The following is a 17,389-nucleotide window of genomic DNA, read 5'->3' on the forward strand; positions in this document are numbered from 1 at the left end:
GCCCCGCCGGCCCAGAGGCCACCCGATGGCGGCCGTGGGCGCGGGTCAGGCGCGCGCCGGCACCCGTTCCGCGTCCTGCCCGGCCGGCTCGCCTGCGGGGGCCGGCGGGATGGCGGCGGCCACGGCCGCGGACACCAGGGCGACGCCGCAGCCGATCAGCAGGGCGAGGCGGAAGCCGTCCTCGGAGGCCAGCGTGTGCCCGCCCATGGTGGTGGTCATCTGGGCGAGTACGACGCCGACGACGGCGGCGGAGAAGGACGTGCCGAGCGAACGCATCAGCGTGTTGAAGCTGTTGGCGGCGGCGGTCTCCGACCTCGGCACCGAGCTCATCACCAGCGCGGGCATGGCGCCGTACGCGAAGCCGACACCGCTGCTGCACACCAGTGAGACGATCAGCAGCCCCCAGGTGCTGCCCATCAGCGGCACCGCCAGGCCGTAGCCGACGGCGATGACGAGTGCGCCGGTGATGAGCGTGACCTTGGGCCCGCACACGGTGGTGAGCTTTCCGCCGACGGGCGAGACGAGCATCATCATCAGCCCGGCCGGCGCCATCCAGAGGCCCATGGCGAGCATGGACTGGCCGAGCCCGTAACCGGTGGCCTCAGGCAACTGGTAGATCTGCGGAAGGACGAGCATCTGCGCGTACATGCCGAAGCCGACGAGGACCGAGGCCACGTTGGTGAGCAGGACGCGCGGACGCGCGGTGGTGCGCAGGTCCACGAGCGGTTCCGTGCCGCGCAGTTCCCACAGGCCCCAGACGAAGAGCACGACGACGGCGACCGCGAACAGGCCGAGTGTGGTGCCCGAACTCCAGCCCCAGTCGGCGCCCTTGGTCACCGCGAGCAGCAGGCACACCAGCCCCACGCCGAGCCCGGCGGCGCCGGTGAAGTCGAAGCGCTGCCCGGCGGCGCCGCCGGGCGCGTCCGGTACGAGCGTCCAGATCATGACGCCGATCAGCAGCGCGAGCGCGGCCGCACCCCAGAACAGCGCGCGCCAGCTCGCGTACTCGGCGACCCCGGCGGCTATCGGCAGTCCGAGCCCGCCGCCGATCCCCATGGAGGCGCTGACCAGCGCGATGGCGGAGCTGAGCTTCTCGGCGGGCACGGTGTCGCGCAGCAGGCTGATGCCGATCGGGACGAGCCCCATGCCCATGCCCTGCATGCCGCGACCGGCGACCATCGGGACGACGGAGGAGCTCACGGCGCACACCACGGACCCGGCGAACAGCGGTACGCAGCACACCAGGAGCATGCGCCGCTTGCCGTAGAGATCGCCGAGACGCCCGGAGACCGGCGTGAACACGGCGGCCGACAGCAGGGTCGCGGTGATCACCCAGGAGGCGTTGGACGGGGACGTGCTCAGGAGGGTGGGAAGTTCGGCGATCAGTGGGGTCACCAGCGTCTGCATGATCGCGGCGACGGTGCCGGCGAGCGCCAGCGTCGCGACGATGCCGGCGGACGCTGCCGGCCGGGGATGTGCCATGGAGAATCTCCTGTTCGAACTGAGAGAGCGCAACAGATGTGCACCATACACATGAATGGCATCGTGCATATGACGTGTATACTGCACACCGAGGAACGGAAGCAGGTGAAGGAACCGGCATGGTCAGGCCCTCGGAGCTGGTGGAGTACGAGCACATGCTGCTCAGCAGGCACGGCCACCTGAGCAAGAACAAGGGGCGGCGCACGGACAGCCGCCTGGAGCGCAGCGCGTACGTCCTGCTCAGCCGCATCCGGATGCAGGGCCCGATGTCGATCGGCGAACTCAGCGACGCCTTCGGCCTGGACGCCTCCACCCTCAACCGGCAGACGGCCGCCGCCCTGCGCGCCGGACTCGTCGAGCGCATCCCGGACCCGGAGGGGCGGATGGCCCGCAAGTTCCGGGTCACCGAGGAGGGCGAGCGGCAGCTGGACGAGGAGCGCGAGGGCAACGTGCACGGCCTGGAGCGCGTCATGGCGGACTGGTCGGACGAGGACATCGCGGCCTTCGCGGGATATCTGAGGCGGTTCAACGCCGACATCGAGCGGCTCGACGGGCGGCCCTGGCCGAGGCCCTGAGTCCCGGGCGTCACGCCCGGTCCGGCCCAGGGGCCGGACGCGGAAGCGGACGCGCGGTTCGCGACAGGCGGCGCCGTACGGTTCGCGACACGGCGGCCGTGCCACGAACCGTACGGCGTGCTGACGCATCATGTGGGGCATGGAGCACATGCCCGAGTTCACCGAGGACGAGGTGAACGACCTGCGCAGCGACGAGGACCGCGAGGCGGGGTGGGAGGAGGACGACGACGCGTACGACTGGGACCGGTGAGGCCCGCCCGTACGGCTACCAGGGAAGGCTGCCGTCGGCGTCGAAGTAGCCTCCCGTCGGCCCATCCGGGCCCGCCTGCACCATGCGGACGATGATCTCCGCACCCTCCTCGACGGTCTGCGTGCCCGTGTTCCCGTTCAGATCGGTCGCGGTGTAACCGGGCTCGACGGCGTTGATCCGCATGCCCGGGAACGCCTTCGCGTACTGCACGGTGACCATGTTCAGCGCGGCCTTCGACGCCGGATAGGCGACACCCGGGTATCCGTACGCGGGCGTGCCCGGCGTACTGACCAGCGTCTTGGAGGCGAGGCCGCTGCTGACGTTGACCACGGCCGGTGCGGCGGACCGCAGCAGCAGCGGCAGGAAGGCGTGGGTGACGCGGACCACGCCGAAGACGTTCGTCTCGAACAGCGTCCGCATCCCGCCGCCGGTCGTCCCGGCGGCGCCGGGCACCCCGCCGTCCGGCGTACGGGCCTCGACGCCGGCGTTGTTGACCAGTACGTCCAGTCCGCCGTCCGCCTCGACGGCCTCCGCCGCCGCCGCGACGGACGCGTCGTCGGTGACATCGAGGACGACCAGGCGCGCGCCCAGCCGCTCGGCGGCGCGGCGCCCGCGTTGGGGGTCGCGGCTGCCTGCGTAGACGGTGTGGCCGGCGGCGACGAGCCGGCGTGCGGTCTCGTGGCCGAGGCCCTTGTTCGCTCCGGTGATCAGTGTGGTGGTCATGCACCGAGGCTCCGCCCGGCGGCAGGGGGCCTGCCAGTCGTCCCGTCGTCCTGGGACCGGTGGTACCAGGCTCGTAGGCGGCCGCCGGTGCACACTGGTCGGCATGGCGACGGCGGAGTTCGGACGGGCGGTGCGCCGCTGGCGGGACCGGGTGCGACCGGAGGCCGCGGGGCTGCCCGCGGGCGGCGGGCACCGGCGCGCGGCCGGGCTGCGCCGCGAGGAACTGGCCCTGCTGGCCGGGGTGTCCGCGGACTACGTGACCCGGCTCGAGCAGGGCCGCGCGTCCCACCCCTCGGTGCAGGTCGTCGAGGCGCTGGCGCGGGCGCTGCGGCTTTCGCGCACCGAGCGCACGCATCTGTTCCAGCTGGCCGGGCAGGCGCCGCCGGGGCCGGAGACGGTTCCCGCGTACATCACGCCGAGCCTCCAGCGGATGCTGGACCGGATGACGGGCACGCCCGTCGCGGTCTACGACGCGTCGTGGACCCTGCTCGTGGCCAACCCGCCGTACGCCGCGCTGATGGGCGATCCGTCCGGCCGGCGCGGCAACGAGCGCAACGCCGTGTGGCGCAACCTGGTCGGGCCGGGCACCCGCGTCCGGCACACGCCCGAGTCCCGGCGCGCCTTCGAGGCCGCACTGGTGGGCGACCTGCGTACGGCCGCCGCCCGCTACCCGGCCGACCGGCGGCTGCGGCGGCTGGTCGCGGAACTGCGGGTGCACGGCGACCGGTTCAGGGAGCTGTGGGACTCCGGCGCGGTCGGCCGGCAGGAGGCCGCGCGCAAGACCGTCGACCATCCGGAGGCGGGCGCGGTGACGCTGGACTGCGACGTGCTGACCGTGGCGGGCAGCGACCTGCGCGTCATGGTGTACACGGCCGAGCCGGGCACGGAGGACGCCGAACGCCTCGCGCTGATCACGGTGCTGGGCACGCAGACGCTCACGGGGTAGCCCTTCACCGATCGTCTCACAACTGTGTCAGAACTGGCGGCTAGGTTTTGAGAACGCGGTACACCGTCGCCCGTGAGACGCCCAGCCGCGCGGCGATCTCCCCGGCCGTGTGCGCGCCGGAGGCGTACAGCGCGCGGGCGAGGTCGGCGTCGCTCCGGGAGAGCGAACGGGGCCGGCCGCCGCGCGCGGTGCGGCCCTCCGGCGCCGTACGCGGGGCGGGCTCCGGTCCCGGTCCCGGCTCCGGTCCTGGTTCCCGCTCCGCGCTCGGGGCCGCGTCCGGCAGCAGCCGCCAGGCGCCGGTGAGCAGGTGCTCCCGCAGGACGTCGTCGGACAGGTCGGGCATCAGCGCGATCGGGTCGGTGATGGCGGAGACGGCCTGCGCGAGTGCGATCCGCTCGGCGACACCCGCGCCGGGCCCGGCCCCGGCCCCGATGCCCTCCTCCATCGTCCGCAGCAGGCGGTCGTACGAGCCGGACGGGGCCGTCGCCAGATCCCTGAACAGGGTGGCCAGCGTGCCCCGGTAGCGCAGGAAGACGTCCAGCCAGCCGGTGATCAGCGTGGCCCGCACCGCCGCGATGCCGCGGGAGTCCCGCTGGGCGACGGCCTCGGCGAGCACCGCTTCCAGCTCGTCGGTCACGGGGTCCAGCAGGCTGCCGAGGATCGCCGCCTTGGAGTCGAAGTGGTAGTAGAGCGCGGGCTTGGTGATGCCCACCCGGTCGGCGACCTCCTGCAGCGCCGTCGCGTGGTACCCGCGCTCGACGAACAGCCGCTCCGCCGCCCGGAGAATCCGCTCCCGCGTCCCCGTCCCCTGATCCGTTCCCGGCACCCGCTTACCTCCGTTCAGGAATACGCTACCATCCACCTACCAGAGGTAAGTAGAACCGACGGAGGAGTACCCCTGTGCCCACCAACGACCCCTCGCCCGGCGGCGAACCGGGCACCGCGATCAGCGTCCACGGCCTGGTGAAGACCTTCGGGGAGGTGAGGGCTCTCGATCAGCTGAACCTGACGGCCCGCACCGGCGAGGTGCACGGCTTCCTCGGCCCCAACGGCGCGGGCAAGTCCACCACCATCCGCGTCCTCCTGGGCCTACTGCGCAAGGACTCCGGGCACACTGCCCTGCTCGGCGGCGACCCCTGGGACGACGCCGTCGCGCTGCACCGCAGGCTGGCCTACGTGCCCGGCGACGTGAACCTGTGGCCGAACCTGACCGGCGGCGAGGCCATCGACCTGCTGGGCACCCTCCGCGGCGGCCTCGACGAAGACCTGCGGCGCCGGCTCCTCGACCGCTTCGACCTCGACGCGGGCAAGAAGATGCGCACCTACTCCAAGGGCAACCGGCAGAAGGTCGCCCTGGTCGCCGCCTTCGCCTCGGACGTGGAGCTGTACATCCTGGACGAGCCCACCTCCGGCCTGGACCCCCTGATGGAGGCCGTCTTCCAGGAGTGCGTGCAGGAGCTGCGCCGGGACGGCAAGACCGTCCTGCTCTCCAGCCACATCCTGGCCGAGGTGGAGAAGCTGTGCGACCGCGTCAGCATCATCCGCGACGGCCGCACCGTCGAGTCCGGCACCCTCGACGAGCTGCGGCACCTGACCCGTACGGCGCTCTCGGTCGAGACCGAGACGCCACCCGACGGGCTCGGCGCACTGCCCGGCGTGCACGATCTGAGCGTCGACGGCCACCACGCCACGTTCGAGGTGGACACCGCCGAGCTGGCCCCCCTGCACCGGCACCTGGCCGGACTCGGGGTACGTGCCCTGACCAGCGCGCCGCCCACACTGGAGGAACTGTTCCTGCGCCACTACGGCGATCCGTCGGCGACGGCTCGGGAGACGGCCCCGGCGGGTGCGCGGTGAGCGGCCTGACGGCGACCGGTGTGCTGACCCGGCTCGCCCTGCGCCGCGACCGTATCCGGCTGCCGGTCTGGCTGCTCGCGCTCACCGCGCTGCCCGCCTCCATCGCGGACAGCATCACCGGGCTGTACGACACCCCCGCCGACCGCCTGGAGAACGCGCAGGTCCGCGCGGACAACGTGGTCACCCGCGCGTTCACCGGCCCGGCACCCGGGAGCAGTTCAGGGGCACTGAGCGTGTCCGAGGGGCTGGTGTTCACCTGCGTGCTCGTCGCGCTGATGAACATCCTGCTGGTCGTCCGGCACACCCGGCAGAACGAGGAACTGGGCCGCTCGGAACTGGTCGGCTCCGCCGCCGTGGGCAGGCACGCCGGACTGACCGCGGCCCTGTTGGTCGCCGCTCTCGCCAACGTACTGCTCGCCGCGTTCAGCGCCCTCGCCCTCGCCGGTACGGGGCTGCCCGCCGCCGGTTCGGTGCTGACGGGCGCTGCCCTCGGCGGTGTCGGGCTGGCCTTCGCCGGGATCGCGGCGGTCGCCGCGCAGCTGACCGACGGCGCCCGCGCCGCCTCCGGGCTGGCCGCGATCGTGCTCGCCGGCACCTTCCTGCTGCGCGCCGCAGGCGACGCCTTCGGCACCACGGGCCCGGACGGCAGCACCGTCGACCCGGCCTGGCCGAGCTGGACTTCACCGCTGGGCTGGGGCCAGCAGCTGCGCCCCTACGGCGACGGCCGACTGTGGCCGCTGGCGCTACTCCTGGTCTTCGCCCTGATCACCACCTCGCTCGCCGTCTGGCTCAGCGTCCACCGCGACGTCGGCACCGGCATGCTGCCCGCCCGCCGCGGCGCACTGCGGGCGCGGCCCGCCATGCTCCGCCCCCTCGGGCTGGTCTGGCGGCTCCAACGTGGCGTGCTGCTCGGCTGGATGGCGGGCATCGCGGTCTTCGGCGCCGTCTTCGGTGGCATCGGCGACCAGGTCGAGGACCTCTTCGGCAGCGAGAAGAGCGCCGACTTCGTACGCGACCTGGGCGGCGAAGGCAGCCTGGTGGACGCCTACTTCGCCGGCATGACGGGCCTCCTCGGAGTGATCGTCGCCGGCTTCGCCGTTCAGGCACTGCTCCGCCTGCGCACCGACGAGGAGAACGGCCCCACCGAGGCCGTCCTCGCCACCGCCGTAAGCCGACCCCACTGGCTGCTCGCCCACGCCGTTGCCGCCGTCCTCGGCACCGTACTGGTCCTCGCCGTCCTGGGACTGAGCACCGGCCTCGCCTACGGCGCGGTCTCCCACGACATGAGCGGCGCCCTCAGCGACCTGCTCAAGACAACGCTGGCCCAACTCGCGCCGACACTCGTCCTGGCCGGCCTCGCACTCGCCGTCTTCGGACTCCTGCCACGGCTGACAGCGGCACTGGCATGGGCGGCGTTCACCGTCTGCCTGGTCATCGGCCAGTTCGGAGCACTCCTCGAACTGCCCGACACACTCATCGACATCTCCCCCTACAGCCACCTCCCCGACCTCCCCGCCGAACCGCTGACAGTGATGCCGCTGCTGGCCATGACCGCACTCGCCGCCGCACTGGCCACCGCCGGAGTGCTCGGCTTCCGCCGCCGCGACCTCGCCTCCGGCGGCTGAGCCGTTCAGGCCTCGCGGCCGGCTGAGCCGTTCAGGCCTCGCGGCGCGTGGTGGCGGCGAGGGTGCCGAGGAGGGTCAGGGCCTCGGCCGAGGGCGAGCCGGGTTCGGCGTGGTAGACGACGAGTTCCTGGCCGGGGCTGGAGCGGACGTCGAACGTCTGCATGGTGAGGGTCAGCGTCCCGACGTCGCGGTGGCCGAAGCGCTTGCGGTCGAGGGCCTTGCCGCGGGCGTCGTGGCGGGCCCACAGCCCGGCGAACTCGGGGCTGCTGTCGAGCAGTTCGGTCAGCACCTCCCGTACTCGCGGGTCGTCGGGCGCGTGCCCGTGGCCGAGCCGGAAACCGGCGACCGCGTTGCGCGCGACGTCGTGCCATTCCCGGAAGAACGTCCTGGCGCCGGGGTCGGTGAACACGGTGTGCAGGAGGTTGCGCGAGTGCGCCCAGTCGTGGAAGAGGGCGTCGGCGATGGCGTTCGACGCCAGCAGGTCGTACGCGCGGTTGTAGACAACGGCCGGGTTGTCCGGCCAGGCGGCCATGAGCTGCAGCAGGCTCGGGTCGACGCGGTCGTCCACGGCGACGGCCCGGGTCCGCGGGCTGAGCCCGGCCAGCCGGAACAGGTGCTGCCGTGCGTCCTCGCCGAGCCGCAGCGCGACCGCGAGCGCGTCGATCACCTGCGCCGAGGGCGTACGTTCGCGGCCCTGCTCCAGCCGGATGTAGTAGTCGACACTGACCCCGGCCAGCAGGGCCACCTCCTCGCGCCGCAGGCCGGGCACGCGGCGGTGACCGGTGCTGGGCAGGTTCGCCTCGCCCGGGCTGACCCGGGCCCGGCGGGCGCTGAGGTAGGCGCCGAGTTCGGACCGTGCCATGCCCGCATCGTACGGCCGCCCCGGCACGGTCTTCCTGGGTGCGGTGCTCCCAGGAAGACCGTGGCCTCCCACATCGCGGGCCGTACGGCGATCGTCGTGGCATGCCGACGAACCCAATGGATCAGACGAACCAGTTGAACCAGGCAAATACGATATCTGCGACAAGTGGCACTGGCCCGGACCGCGGCCCTGCCGCCGCCCGCAAGGTCGTGCTCGTGACCGGCGCCAGCAGCGGCATCGGGGAGGCCGTCGCCGCCCGCACGGCCGGCGACGGGCACCACGTCGTCGCGGGCGCCCGGCGCACCGACCGGCTACACGCGCTGGCCGAGCGCACCGCGGAGGCGGCGGCCCGTTCCGGCGGCAGCCTCCACCCCGTACGGCTCGACGTGACCGACCGGGCGGACGTGGCCGCCTTCGTGGGCTCCGCCCGCGAACGGTTCGGCCGGGTCGACGTCCTCGTCGGCAACGCCGGCGTCATGCCGCTGTCCCGCCTGGACGCCCTGCACACGGACGAGTGGGACCGGATGATCGACGTGAACGTACGCGGTCTGCTGCACGGGATCGCCGCCGCCCTGCCGGTGTTCACCGCCCAGGGCTCGGGGCACTTCGTGACGGTCGCCAGCACCGGAGCCCACGAGGTGGTGCCGACCGGCGCGGTGTACTGCGCCACGAAGTACGCCGCCTGGGCCCTCACCGAAGGGCTGCGCCTGGAGTGCGACCCCTCGGTACGGGTCACGACCGTCTCGCCCGGAGTGGTCACCTCCGAACTCGCCGACTCCATCACCGACGAGTACACGGCACAGGTGATGCGCGAGTACCGCGCGCACGCCATCCCCCCGGAAGCCGTCGCCGGGGCCGTGTCGTACGCGCTCGCCCAGCCCGCGGACGTCGACGTGAACGAGATCGTCGTACGGCCGGTCCGGCAGCGCTGACCGCGGAACGGAACGCATCCGCAGGAGAAGGAAGCCATGAGCGGCACCACCGCCCCGTACGCCGCCCCGGCCGCCTGGGACAACACCGGACGCGTCGCCGCCGTCACCGGAGCCGCCCGCGGCATCGTGATGGAGGCCGGCGGCCCTGGTGGCGCGGCGTGCGGCGGGTGGTGCGCGGGCGCGTGCTGACTCGCGGGTCAGAAGAGGGCTCGGGGTGCGTTGCCCGGGCCGCGGCGGGTCGTTGGACAGGGCATGGAGGCATTCGCTGACGAACCGTTGCGTGCGCCGGCCGCCGTCCAGCAGGCGGGCGCCCGTCTGCCGGAGGCGCCGCCGTACGACGACGGCACGGGAACGTCCGGCACGGTACGGGCCACCGGCGCCGTACCGGCCGCCGGGGAGGAACGGTTCCGCGACGGGGCGGACGGCACGCCCGCCAGAGCGGCGGTCGGCACCGCCGCGGCCCGCGCCGTCGCCGGCGCCCTGGAGCTCAGCCGGATCGTGATGGTGTCCATCGCGGTCGCGGTGATTTTCGCGGGCGCGGCGGCCGTCCTCGCCGGCTGAGCCGCGCACCCCGGTCCGGCCCGCCCGGCGTTTGAGGAACGGCTCTCGGCCACGAAGCACGCGTACGGGACCCCGCACCGTGCCCCCTCTGCGACCGTTGGGTTTTCCCCGTGTCAGAGGTCTCTACAACGATGTAAGCCTGTGCTGCAATGAGTTCGCCCGCGAGAACCAGCCAGCCAGGAGAGCTGATGTCCGCACTGCCTGATGAGCGTGCCCACCGCAGCCCGTCCGACGCGTCCGTACCGCGCCCCGAATACCCCCGCCCCAGCTTCGTACGCCAGGACTGGCTGAACCTCAACGGTTCCTGGCAGTTCGCCCGCGACCCCGGTGACAGCGGCCTCGAACGAGGCCTGCTGCACGCCGAGTTCCCGGAGCGCATCACCGTCCCGTTCTGCCCCGAGTCGGAGCTGTCCGGCATCGGTGACACCGACTTCCTGCACGCCGTCTGGTACCGGCGCACGGTCCGGATACCCGACGAGTGGGCAGGCCGGCGCCCCGTCCTCCATTTCGGCGCCGTGGACCACGACGCGACCGTGTGGGTCGACGGCACCGAAGTGGCCCGGCACAGCGGCGGGTTCACGTCCTTCAGCGCCGACCTGGGCAGTGTCGTACGGGCCGGCGACGAGGCCGTGATCGTCGTACGCGCGCGGGACGCGGCGCACGGCCCGCAGGCGCGCGGCAAGCAGTCCCCGGAGTACGCGAACCACAGCTGCCTCTACACCCGTACGACCGGCATCTGGCAGACCGTATGGCTGGAGCCCCTGGCCGAAACCCATCTGCGCCGGCCGCGCATCACGCCCGATCTCGCCTCGGGCAGCTTCCATCTGGAGCTGCCGCTGTCCGGCAACCGGGCCGGCCACCGCGTACGCGCCCGGCTCGCCGACGCGTCGGGCACCCTCGCCGTGGCCGCAGCCGACGCCCATCTCGACCTCGCGCCGCGTCTTGTGCTGAACGTTCCGGAGGAGCACCGCCGCCCCTGGTCGCCCGAGGACCCGCACCTGTACGAGCTGCTGCTGGAAGTCGTGGACGGCGGCGGCACGGTGGTGGACAGCGCGACGTGCACCGCGGGGCTGCGTTCCGTCGCGCTCGACGGCAAGCGGCTGCTGCTCAACGGCAGGCCGGTGTTCCAGCGGCTGGTGCTGGACCAGGGCTGGTACCCGGACGGCCTGATGACGGCGCCCGACGACGCGGCGCTCGTACGGGACATCGAGCTGTCGCTCGCCGCGGGCTTCAACGGGGCGCGCCTGCACCAGAAGGTGTTCGAGGAGCGCTTCCTGCACCACGCGGACCGGCTCGGCTATCTCGTCTGGGGCGAGTTCGGGGACTGGGGCTGCAACACGGGCCCGGTGGGGCCCGACAACCAGCAGCCGACGAGCGGTTACGTCGCCCAGTGGCTGGAAGCGGTCGAACGCGACTACTCCCACCCGTCGATCGTCGGCTGGTGCCCGCTCAACGAGACCCGCCAACTGCTCCACGACCGGCCCACCGCGCTGGACGACGTGACCCGAGCGATGTTCCTCGCCACCAAGGCCGCCGACACCTCGCGCCCCGTCCTCGACACCTCCGGCTACTCCCATCGCGTACCGGAGACCGACGTCTACGACTCGCACTGCTACGAGCAGGACCCGGAGGCGTTCCGGCGGATCATGGCCGGGCTCTCGAAGGACCGCCCGTTCGTCAACCCGGAGGACGAGCAGCCGGACGCGGCGTGGTCCGTGCCGTACGCCGGACAGCCGTACTTCTGCAGCGAGTTCGGCGGCATCTGGTGGAACCCGGAGGACGCGGAGGCCGCGGGGGTGGACCGCGACACGTCCTGGGGCTACGGCGAACGGCCGCGCGACGAGGAGGATTTCCATCGGCGGTTCGAGGGCCTGACGGGCGTACTCCTCGAGGACCCCGACATGTTCGGCTACTGCTACACGCAGCTGACCGACGTGTTCCAGGAGCAGAACGGCATCTACCGCTTCGACCGCTCCGAGAAGCTCGACGTGGCGCGCGTACGGGCCGCCCAGCGGCGGAGAGCGGCGTACGAGACGGACGGCCCGGGCGCCGGCGGCGGGCAGGACGGTCCCGCGGACGGAGCGGGCACGTGACGCCGCCGCCCGCACTCCCCCGCCGGCGCCTGCTCCGCGGCGCACTGTACGGGGCGGCGGCCGCGGCCGCCGCCCCGGCCCTCAGCGCGTGCGGGTCGGTGGTGGGTTCCTCGGCCGTGACGGGCGGCCTGCAGTTCTGGAACCTGTTCGCGGGCACCGATGGCGGCCTGATGAAGAAGATGCTGACGCAGGTCGAACGGCGGGTGCCGGAGCTGCGGGCCACCAGCACCGTGCTCGAGTGGGGCGCCTCGTACTACACGAAGCTCGCCATGTCGTCTGCCGGCGGCCGGCCGCCGGACCTGGCGGTCATGCACGTGTCCCGGCTCGCGGGCTACGCGCCCGGCGGCCTGCTCGATCCCTGGGACATGGACACGCTCGCCGAGTTCGGCATCCGTGCCGAGGACCTCAACCCGGACGCGCTGAAACGCGGCCACTACGACGGCAGGCCGTACGCGCTCCCGCTCGACACGCACCCGCTGGTGGTCTACTTCGACCGGGAGGCGATGGACAAGGCGGGGCTGCTGGACGGCGACGGGCGGCTCGTACCGTTCGACTCCCCGGAGGACTATCTCGACGCCGCACAGCAACTCCGCGCCGTCAAGGGGAAGATGGGCCCCGTCTACGGTCATGTCCGGGACCCGGCCGCGAACTGGCGGCTGTTCTGGACGCTGTTCGCACAGACCGGCGCCGAGTTCGACATCAGCCGCAAGCCCGCCCGTATCGACCGCGCCGCCGCTGTCAGAGTCGTACGGCTCATGCACCGGATGATGTCGCCGGAGTGCGGATCCATGGACGGCGCGTCGGCGATCGGGGCGTTCGCCAACGGCAGTTCGCCCATGATCTTCACTGGCGAGTGGGACATCACCGCCTTCCGCGAGGTCGAAGGGCTGGATCTGGGCGCCTCCCCGTTCCCCACACTCCTCGGCAGGCCCGCGGCCTGGGCGGACAGCCACACGTTCGTTCTGCCGCACCGCGACGACCCCGACCCGGAGCGGCGCCGGGACGCGCACCGGCTGGTCGCGGAGCTGTTCAAGGCGAGCTTCACGTGGGCGGAGGCCGGGCACATCCCCGGCTATCTGCCCGTGGTCCGCTCCCGCGCGTACGGGAAGCTGTCGCCGCAGTCGGACTACGCGAAGTCCGCGGAGACGCCGGCGCTGGACCCGCCGGCCTGGTTCTTCGGTGCCGGTACGGACGTGCAGTCGCAGATGTCGCAGGCGTTGCAGAGCGCGCTCGGCGGAGGCACCTCGGCGGACGAGACGGTCGACAGGATGACCGACGCTGTCGAGTTCTCCCTCGGCAAGCCGAACCCGGCCTGAACCGGACCGAAAGGACATCGATGTCATGAACGCCGTCCGTTCCGCAGGCCGTCCCACGGACCGCCGCGTCCCCGCCCGCCGGCCCGGCGGCTCCGGGCCGCTGTTCGCCGCACCGTTCCTGGTGTTCTTCGTGCTCTTCCTCGTGGTGCCGCTGCTCTGGGGCCTGTGGCTGAGCTTCACCGACTCGAGCCTCACCGGCCGCGGCGACGCCGCGTTCGCCGGTCTCGGCAACTACACCGAGGCGCTGACGGATTCCCGTATGTGGGAGAGCATCGGCAACACCGTCGTGTTCACGCTGCTGTCGACGGTGCCCCTGGTCCTCTTCGCGCTCGTCATGGCCCTGCTGGTGCACACGGGCCTGCCGGGCCAGTGGCTGTGGCGGCTGTCGTTCTTCGCGCCCTATCTCGTGCCCAGCGCGGTGGTGTGGCAGGTCGGCGTGCTGCTCTACCAGCCGGACTCCGGCATGCTCAACACCCTGTTGCAGTCCGCGGGCCTGGACGCCATCGCATGGCTGGACGACGAGAAGTACGCGATGTGGTCCGTCGTCCTGATCACCGTCTGGTGGACCGTCGGCTTCAACTTCCTGCTGTATCTCGCCGCCCTCCAGGCCGTCCCCGAGCACCTCTACGAGGCCGCGGCCATCGACGGCGCGGGCGCCTGGCGCCGGCTGTGGTCCATCACGCTGCCCCAGCTCCACCGCACCACGGCCCTGATCGGGGTGCTGCAGATCCTCGCCTCGCTCAAGGTCTTCGACCAGATCTTCCTGCTCACCAAGGGCGGACCGAACGGCGCCACCCGGCCGGTCCTGGAGTACATCTACGACACCGGGTTCACCGGCTACCGCCTCGGCTACGCCGCCGCGATGTCGTACGTCTTCTTCGCGCTCCTCCTCGTGCTCTCCGTCGGCCAGTTCAAGCTCTTCGCGCGCAAGGAGGTGTGACAGTGACCGCCGAAACGTTCTCCCCACCGCGCACGCGCACCCCAGCCGTACCGCGGCAGCGGCGCGGCGCCACACGCCGTACGCGCCGCTCCACCAGGCCGCAGCAGGTGCTCGGTCCGGGTCCGGCGGCGAAGGCCGCCGCGCTCGCCGCGCTGGTCCTGATGACCGTCGTGTGGCTGGCACCACTCGCGTGGACGCTCGCCACCTCGCTCAAGAACGAGACCGACGCGGCCTCGATCGGCGACGGCTGGCTGCCCGCCAACGGCTTCACCATGGACGCGTACTCCAAGATCCTCAGCCAGGGCAAGCTGCCGGTGTGGGCGCTCAACAGCCTCATCGTGGCGGTCGCGGTGACCGCGATCACCGTGGCGATCTCGGCGGCGGCGGCGTACGCGTTCTCCCGTACGTCCTTCCGCGGCCGCCGGCTGCTGTTCGGCGCGACACTGGCGTCGATCATGGTGCCGCCGCAGATCCTGATCGTGCCGATGTTCCGCGAGATGCTCGCCCTGGGTCTCGTGGACACGTACGCCGGGATGATCCTGCCGCAGGTCGTGATGCCGCCGATGGTCTACATCCTGAAGAAGTTCTTCGACGGCATCCCGCCCGAACTGGAGGACGCCGCGCGCATCGACGGGGCAGGCCACCTGCGGGTGTTCACCAGCATGGTGCTGCCGCTGTCGCGGCCGATACTCGCAGCCGTGTCGATCTTCGTCTTCATCACCACCTGGAACAACTTCCTGTGGCCGTTCATCAGCACGAGCGACCAGTCCCTGATGACGCTCCCGGTGGGGCTCGCGACGGTCAAGGACGCGTACGGCCTGCAGTACGCGCAGACCGCGGCGTCCGCGCTGATCGCGGCGGTGCCGCTGATCGTCGTGTTCATGGTCGCGCAGCGGCAGATCGTGAAGTCCGTGGCGACGACAGGGCTCGGCGGGCAGTAGCCCGGCGCCGTTTGCGGGGTCCGTCCGGGGCCGCCGTACGGAGGTCCGGGGCCGCCGTACGGAGGTCCGGGGCCGCCGTACGGGGTCCCGGGCCGCGGTACGGGCGGGCGCGGGCGGCGTAGAATCGGAGGCCGATATCGGGTTCGTCACTGGCTGCGGCGCGGAGGTGGTCGGCGTGCGGGAGTTCCAGCGGGGTGCGGTGCGGCTGCACATCCTGCACCACGCGGCCGAGGAGGAGATCCACGGGGCGTGGATGACCGGCGAACTGGCCCGGCACGGCCACCACATCAGCCCCGGCACGCTGTATCCGACGCTGCACCGGCTGGAGGCGGACGGACTGCTGGTCTCCGCGCAGCGGGTGGTCGACGGCCGCACCCGGCGCGTGTACCGCGCCACCGAGGCCGGGCGGCAGGCGCTGGCCGAGGACCGCAGGGCGCTGGCGGAGCTGGCCCGCGAGGTGCTGGGCGACGACGCGCCGTCCTGACGGCGGGCCCGGCGGCGCTACTCCCCCGCGGGCTCGAAGAGTTCGACGGGGTTGCCGGCCGGGTCGTCCAGCAGGATCTGCCGGCCGCCGCGCCCGCTGACGATGTCGTTCCGGAACACCGCCCCCGCCGCGCGCAGTGACGCGACGGCGGCGTCCAGGTCGTCGACCGGCACCTGGATGCGGTTCCAGCCGCCCGGCTCGGGCCGCCGCCCGTCGGGCATCACCTGCGCGGCGCCGCCCGGCCCGACGGGCGCGGACAGCAGCAGGTCCAGCCCGCCGCGGGTCAGTACGGCGAACGGCGGCGCGGGCCGCCGGGCGAGCGTGAAGCCGAGGTGCGTGGTGTAGAACGCGACCGCGGCGTCGACGTCGTCGACGATGTAGCGCACGGATACCTCACTCATTGTCTTCTCCCTTTCCTGAGGGCTGCCGCGAAGCCGTGCGGCGGACGCCGTACACGGCGGCGCCCGCCGCGAGGACCGCTCCTCCGGTGACGACCGACGACGGCGGCAGCGCAAAGGCCAGCACCAGGCAGCCGGCCAGCCCGAGCGCGGGCAGTACGCGGGGCGGGCGCCCCTCGTCCCTGGTGAGCGTCCACGCGCTGGCGTTGGCGATGGCGTAGTACGCCAGCACACCGAAGGAGGAGAACCCGATCGCGCCGCGCAGGTCCGCCGTCGCCGCCACGACCGCCACCACGGCGCCGACCGCGAGTTCGGCGCGGTGCGGCACCCGGAACCGCGGGTGTACGGCGGCCAGCGCGTGCGGCAGGTGCCGGTCGCGGGCCATGGCCAGCGTCGTACGCGACACCCCGAGGATCAGCGCGAGCAGCGAGCCAAGTGCGGCGACCGCGGCACCGGCGCGTACCACCGGCGCGAGTCCGGGCACGCCGGCCGCGCGGACGGCGTCGGCCAGCGGAGCGCCGCTCCCGGCCAGATCGGCGCTGCCGAGCACGGCTAGGACGGCGACGGCGACGGCCGCGTAGACGGCCAGCGTGAGGCCCAGCGCGAGCGGCACGGCGCGCGGGATGGTGCGCGCCGGATCGCGGACCTCCTCGCCGAGGGTGGCGATGCGCGCGTAGCCCGCGAAGGCGAAGAACAGCAGGCCGGCGGCCTGGAGCACGCCGCCGAACGACACGTCGCCGCCGAGGTCCAGCCGTCCCGTGTCCGCCTCGCCCGAGCCCAGGCTGACGGCCACGACGGCGGCCAGCACCGCCACCACGACGGCGACGACCGCGCGCGTGAGCCAGGCGGACTTCTGCACGCCGCCGTAGTTGACCGCGGTCAGCGCGACGACGGAGGCCACGGCGACCGCCTGGGCCTGGCCGGGCCAGACGTACGAGCCGACGGTGAGGGCCATCGCCGCGCACGAGGCGGTCTTGCCGACGACGAAGCTCCAGCCCGCCAGATAGCCCCAGAAGTCACCGAGCCGTTCCCGGCCGTAGAGGTACGTGCCGCCGGACGCCGGGTAGCGGGCGGCGAGCCGGGCCGACGCGGTGGCGTTGCAGTACGCGACCACGGCAGCGACGGCCAGCCCGAGCAGCAGCCCGGACCCCGCCGCGTCCGCCGCCGGTGCCAGGGCGGCGAAGACGCCCGCGCCGATCATCGAGCCGAGGCCGATTACGACGGCGTCGAAGACGCCCAGCCGCCGCCGGAGTTCGTCGTGCGCCTCGGCGTGTGCCGCCCCGCCGGCGGCCCCGCCGGCCGCATCGCTGGCCGCATCGCTGGCCGATGGCTCGCTCATGGCCGGTCTCTCCCCACTGGCGTGCGTCTCACCGCCATCTTACGGCGCCCGATATCGGATGGCGA

General features: G+C 72.7%; 18 protein-coding genes. 12 read left to right on the forward strand and 6 right to left on the reverse strand.

From position 1 onward, the window contains the following. Positions 1-45 precede the first annotated feature (45 nt). Positions 46-1,482 carry an MFS transporter gene (locus tag DVA86_RS01865; protein WP_208875179.1) on the reverse strand — a complete coding sequence of 479 codons (1,437 nt, stop codon included), beginning with the start codon at positions 1,480-1,482 and terminating at the stop codon, positions 46-48. A 119-nt stretch (positions 1,483-1,601) separates the two neighbouring features. Here DVA86_RS01865 and DVA86_RS01870 point away from each other — a divergent pair, with 119 nt between their 5' ends. Next, positions 1,602-2,057, forward strand: coding sequence for a MarR family winged helix-turn-helix transcriptional regulator (locus tag DVA86_RS01870; RefSeq protein ID WP_208875180.1), 456 nt, complete (start codon positions 1,602-1,604; stop codon positions 2,055-2,057). A gap of 265 nt (positions 2,058-2,322) precedes the next feature. Here the strand turns inward: DVA86_RS01870 and DVA86_RS01875 are convergent, their stop codons facing one another. Then, positions 2,323-3,030: an SDR family NAD(P)-dependent oxidoreductase gene (locus tag DVA86_RS01875; protein ID WP_208875181.1), complete on the reverse strand. Its 708-nt coding sequence runs from the start codon at positions 3,028-3,030 to the stop codon at positions 2,323-2,325. 103 nt (positions 3,031-3,133) lie between these two features. Here DVA86_RS01875 and DVA86_RS01880 point away from each other — a divergent pair, with 103 nt between their 5' ends. Continuing rightward, positions 3,134-3,976: a helix-turn-helix transcriptional regulator gene (locus tag DVA86_RS01880; protein ID WP_208875182.1), complete on the forward strand. Its 843-nt coding sequence runs from the start codon at positions 3,134-3,136 to the stop codon at positions 3,974-3,976. Positions 3,977-4,016: 40 nt separating this feature from the next. Here the strand turns inward: DVA86_RS01880 and DVA86_RS01885 are convergent, their stop codons facing one another. Continuing rightward, positions 4,017-4,802 (reverse strand): TetR family transcriptional regulator, encoded by a 786-nt coding sequence (locus DVA86_RS01885; RefSeq protein WP_208875184.1) that lies wholly within the window; start codon positions 4,800-4,802, stop codon positions 4,017-4,019. A 74-nt stretch (positions 4,803-4,876) separates the two neighbouring features. Between DVA86_RS01885 and DVA86_RS01890 the strand changes: the two genes are divergently transcribed. Together DVA86_RS01890 and DVA86_RS01895 are read left to right on the forward strand one after the other, a co-directional pair. Then, entirely contained in the window at positions 4,877-5,833 is a 957-nt protein-coding gene (locus DVA86_RS01890) for an ABC transporter ATP-binding protein (protein ID WP_208875186.1), read from the forward strand. Continuing rightward, positions 5,830-7,458: an ABC transporter permease gene (locus tag DVA86_RS01895; RefSeq protein ID WP_208875188.1), complete on the forward strand. Its 1,629-nt coding sequence runs from the start codon at positions 5,830-5,832 to the stop codon at positions 7,456-7,458. The genes DVA86_RS01890 and DVA86_RS01895 overlap by 4 nt, the downstream gene beginning before the upstream one ends. A gap of 31 nt (positions 7,459-7,489) precedes the next feature. Here DVA86_RS01895 and DVA86_RS01900 read toward each other — a convergent pair whose 3' ends face one another. After that, positions 7,490-8,320: a helix-turn-helix domain-containing protein gene (locus DVA86_RS01900; protein WP_208875189.1), complete on the reverse strand. Its 831-nt coding sequence runs from the start codon at positions 8,318-8,320 to the stop codon at positions 7,490-7,492. Positions 8,321-8,535: 215 nt separating this feature from the next. On the opposite strand from DVA86_RS01900, the gene DVA86_RS01905 reads away from it, so the two are divergent. From DVA86_RS01905 to DVA86_RS01940, 8 genes are all read left to right on the forward strand, one after another. After that, on the forward strand, positions 8,536-9,252 hold the full coding sequence (locus DVA86_RS01905) for an SDR family oxidoreductase (RefSeq protein ID WP_425470741.1): 717 nt from the start codon (positions 8,536-8,538) through the stop codon (positions 9,250-9,252). A gap of 36 nt (positions 9,253-9,288) precedes the next feature. Continuing rightward, a complete protein-coding gene (locus DVA86_RS01910) occupies positions 9,289-9,441 on the forward strand; it encodes a zinc ribbon domain-containing protein (protein ID WP_208875191.1) in 153 nt (50 codons plus the stop codon). Between the two features lie 63 nt (positions 9,442-9,504). Continuing rightward, entirely contained in the window at positions 9,505-9,813 is a 309-nt protein-coding gene (locus DVA86_RS01915; protein WP_208875192.1) for a hypothetical protein, read from the forward strand. Between the two features lie 188 nt (positions 9,814-10,001). Then, a complete protein-coding gene (locus DVA86_RS01920) occupies positions 10,002-11,906 on the forward strand; it encodes a glycoside hydrolase family 2 protein (protein ID WP_208875194.1) in 1,905 nt (634 codons plus the stop codon). Further along, a complete protein-coding gene (locus tag DVA86_RS01925) occupies positions 11,903-13,222 on the forward strand; it encodes an extracellular solute-binding protein (RefSeq protein ID WP_208875196.1) in 1,320 nt (439 codons plus the stop codon). The genes DVA86_RS01920 and DVA86_RS01925 overlap by 4 nt, the downstream gene beginning before the upstream one ends. A 25-nt stretch (positions 13,223-13,247) precedes the next feature. Then, positions 13,248-14,162 carry a carbohydrate ABC transporter permease gene (locus DVA86_RS01930; RefSeq protein ID WP_208875198.1) on the forward strand — a complete coding sequence of 305 codons (915 nt, stop codon included), beginning with the start codon at positions 13,248-13,250 and terminating at the stop codon, positions 14,160-14,162. Beyond that, positions 14,159-15,103, forward strand: a complete 945-nt coding sequence (locus tag DVA86_RS01935; RefSeq protein WP_208875200.1) for a carbohydrate ABC transporter permease — start codon at positions 14,159-14,161, stop codon at positions 15,101-15,103. The genes DVA86_RS01930 and DVA86_RS01935 overlap by 4 nt, the downstream gene beginning before the upstream one ends. 175 nt (positions 15,104-15,278) lie before the next feature. After that, positions 15,279-15,587 (forward strand): Rv3488 family transcriptional regulator, encoded by a 309-nt coding sequence (locus DVA86_RS01940; protein ID WP_208875202.1) that lies wholly within the window; start codon positions 15,279-15,281, stop codon positions 15,585-15,587. Positions 15,588-15,604: 17 nt separating this feature from the next. On the opposite strand, the gene DVA86_RS01945 is transcribed toward DVA86_RS01940, so the two are convergent. Both DVA86_RS01945 and DVA86_RS01950 read right to left on the reverse strand, forming a co-directional pair. Then, positions 15,605-15,988: a VOC family protein gene (locus tag DVA86_RS01945; protein WP_208875203.1), complete on the reverse strand. Its 384-nt coding sequence runs from the start codon at positions 15,986-15,988 to the stop codon at positions 15,605-15,607. After that, positions 15,981-17,324 carry an APC family permease gene (locus DVA86_RS01950; protein ID WP_208875205.1) on the reverse strand — a complete coding sequence of 448 codons (1,344 nt, stop codon included), beginning with the start codon at positions 17,322-17,324 and terminating at the stop codon, positions 15,981-15,983. The genes DVA86_RS01945 and DVA86_RS01950 overlap by 8 nt, the downstream gene beginning before the upstream one ends. Between the last annotated feature and the right edge of the window lie 65 nt (positions 17,325-17,389).

The organism is Streptomyces armeniacus, assembly GCF_003355155.1.
Lineage (GTDB): Bacteria > Actinomycetota > Actinomycetes > Streptomycetales > Streptomycetaceae > Streptomyces > Streptomyces armeniacus.

What these genes read in the sequence shown, in the direction of transcription:
- DVA86_RS01870 (WP_208875180.1), top strand. Translation starts at nt 1,602, where the DNA reads ATGGTCAGGCCCTCGGAGCTGGTGGAGTACGAGCACATGCTGCTCAGC.
- DVA86_RS01920 (WP_208875194.1), top strand. Translation starts at nt 10,002, where the DNA reads ATGTCCGCACTGCCTGATGAGCGTGCCCACCGCAGCCCGTCCGACGCG.
- DVA86_RS01865 (WP_208875179.1), bottom strand. Translation starts at nt 1,482, where the DNA reads ATGGCACATCCCCGGCCGGCAGCGTCCGCCGGCATCGTCGCGACGCTG.
- DVA86_RS01900 (WP_208875189.1), bottom strand. Translation starts at nt 8,320, where the DNA reads ATGGCACGGTCCGAACTCGGCGCCTACCTCAGCGCCCGCCGGGCCCGG.
- DVA86_RS01915 (WP_208875192.1), top strand. Translation starts at nt 9,505, where the DNA reads ATGGAGGCATTCGCTGACGAACCGTTGCGTGCGCCGGCCGCCGTCCAG.
- DVA86_RS01880 (WP_208875182.1), top strand. Translation starts at nt 3,134, where the DNA reads ATGGCGACGGCGGAGTTCGGACGGGCGGTGCGCCGCTGGCGGGACCGG.
- DVA86_RS01945 (WP_208875203.1), bottom strand. Translation starts at nt 15,988, where the DNA reads ATGAGTGAGGTATCCGTGCGCTACATCGTCGACGACGTCGACGCCGCG.
- DVA86_RS01910 (WP_208875191.1), top strand. Translation starts at nt 9,289, where the DNA reads ATGAGCGGCACCACCGCCCCGTACGCCGCCCCGGCCGCCTGGGACAAC.
- DVA86_RS01950 (WP_208875205.1), bottom strand. Translation starts at nt 17,324, where the DNA reads ATGAGCGAGCCATCGGCCAGCGATGCGGCCAGCGATGCGGCCGGCGGG.
- DVA86_RS01930 (WP_208875198.1), top strand. Translation starts at nt 13,248, where the DNA reads ATGAACGCCGTCCGTTCCGCAGGCCGTCCCACGGACCGCCGCGTCCCC.
- DVA86_RS01875 (WP_208875181.1), bottom strand. Translation starts at nt 3,030, where the DNA reads ATGACCACCACACTGATCACCGGAGCGAACAAGGGCCTCGGCCACGAG.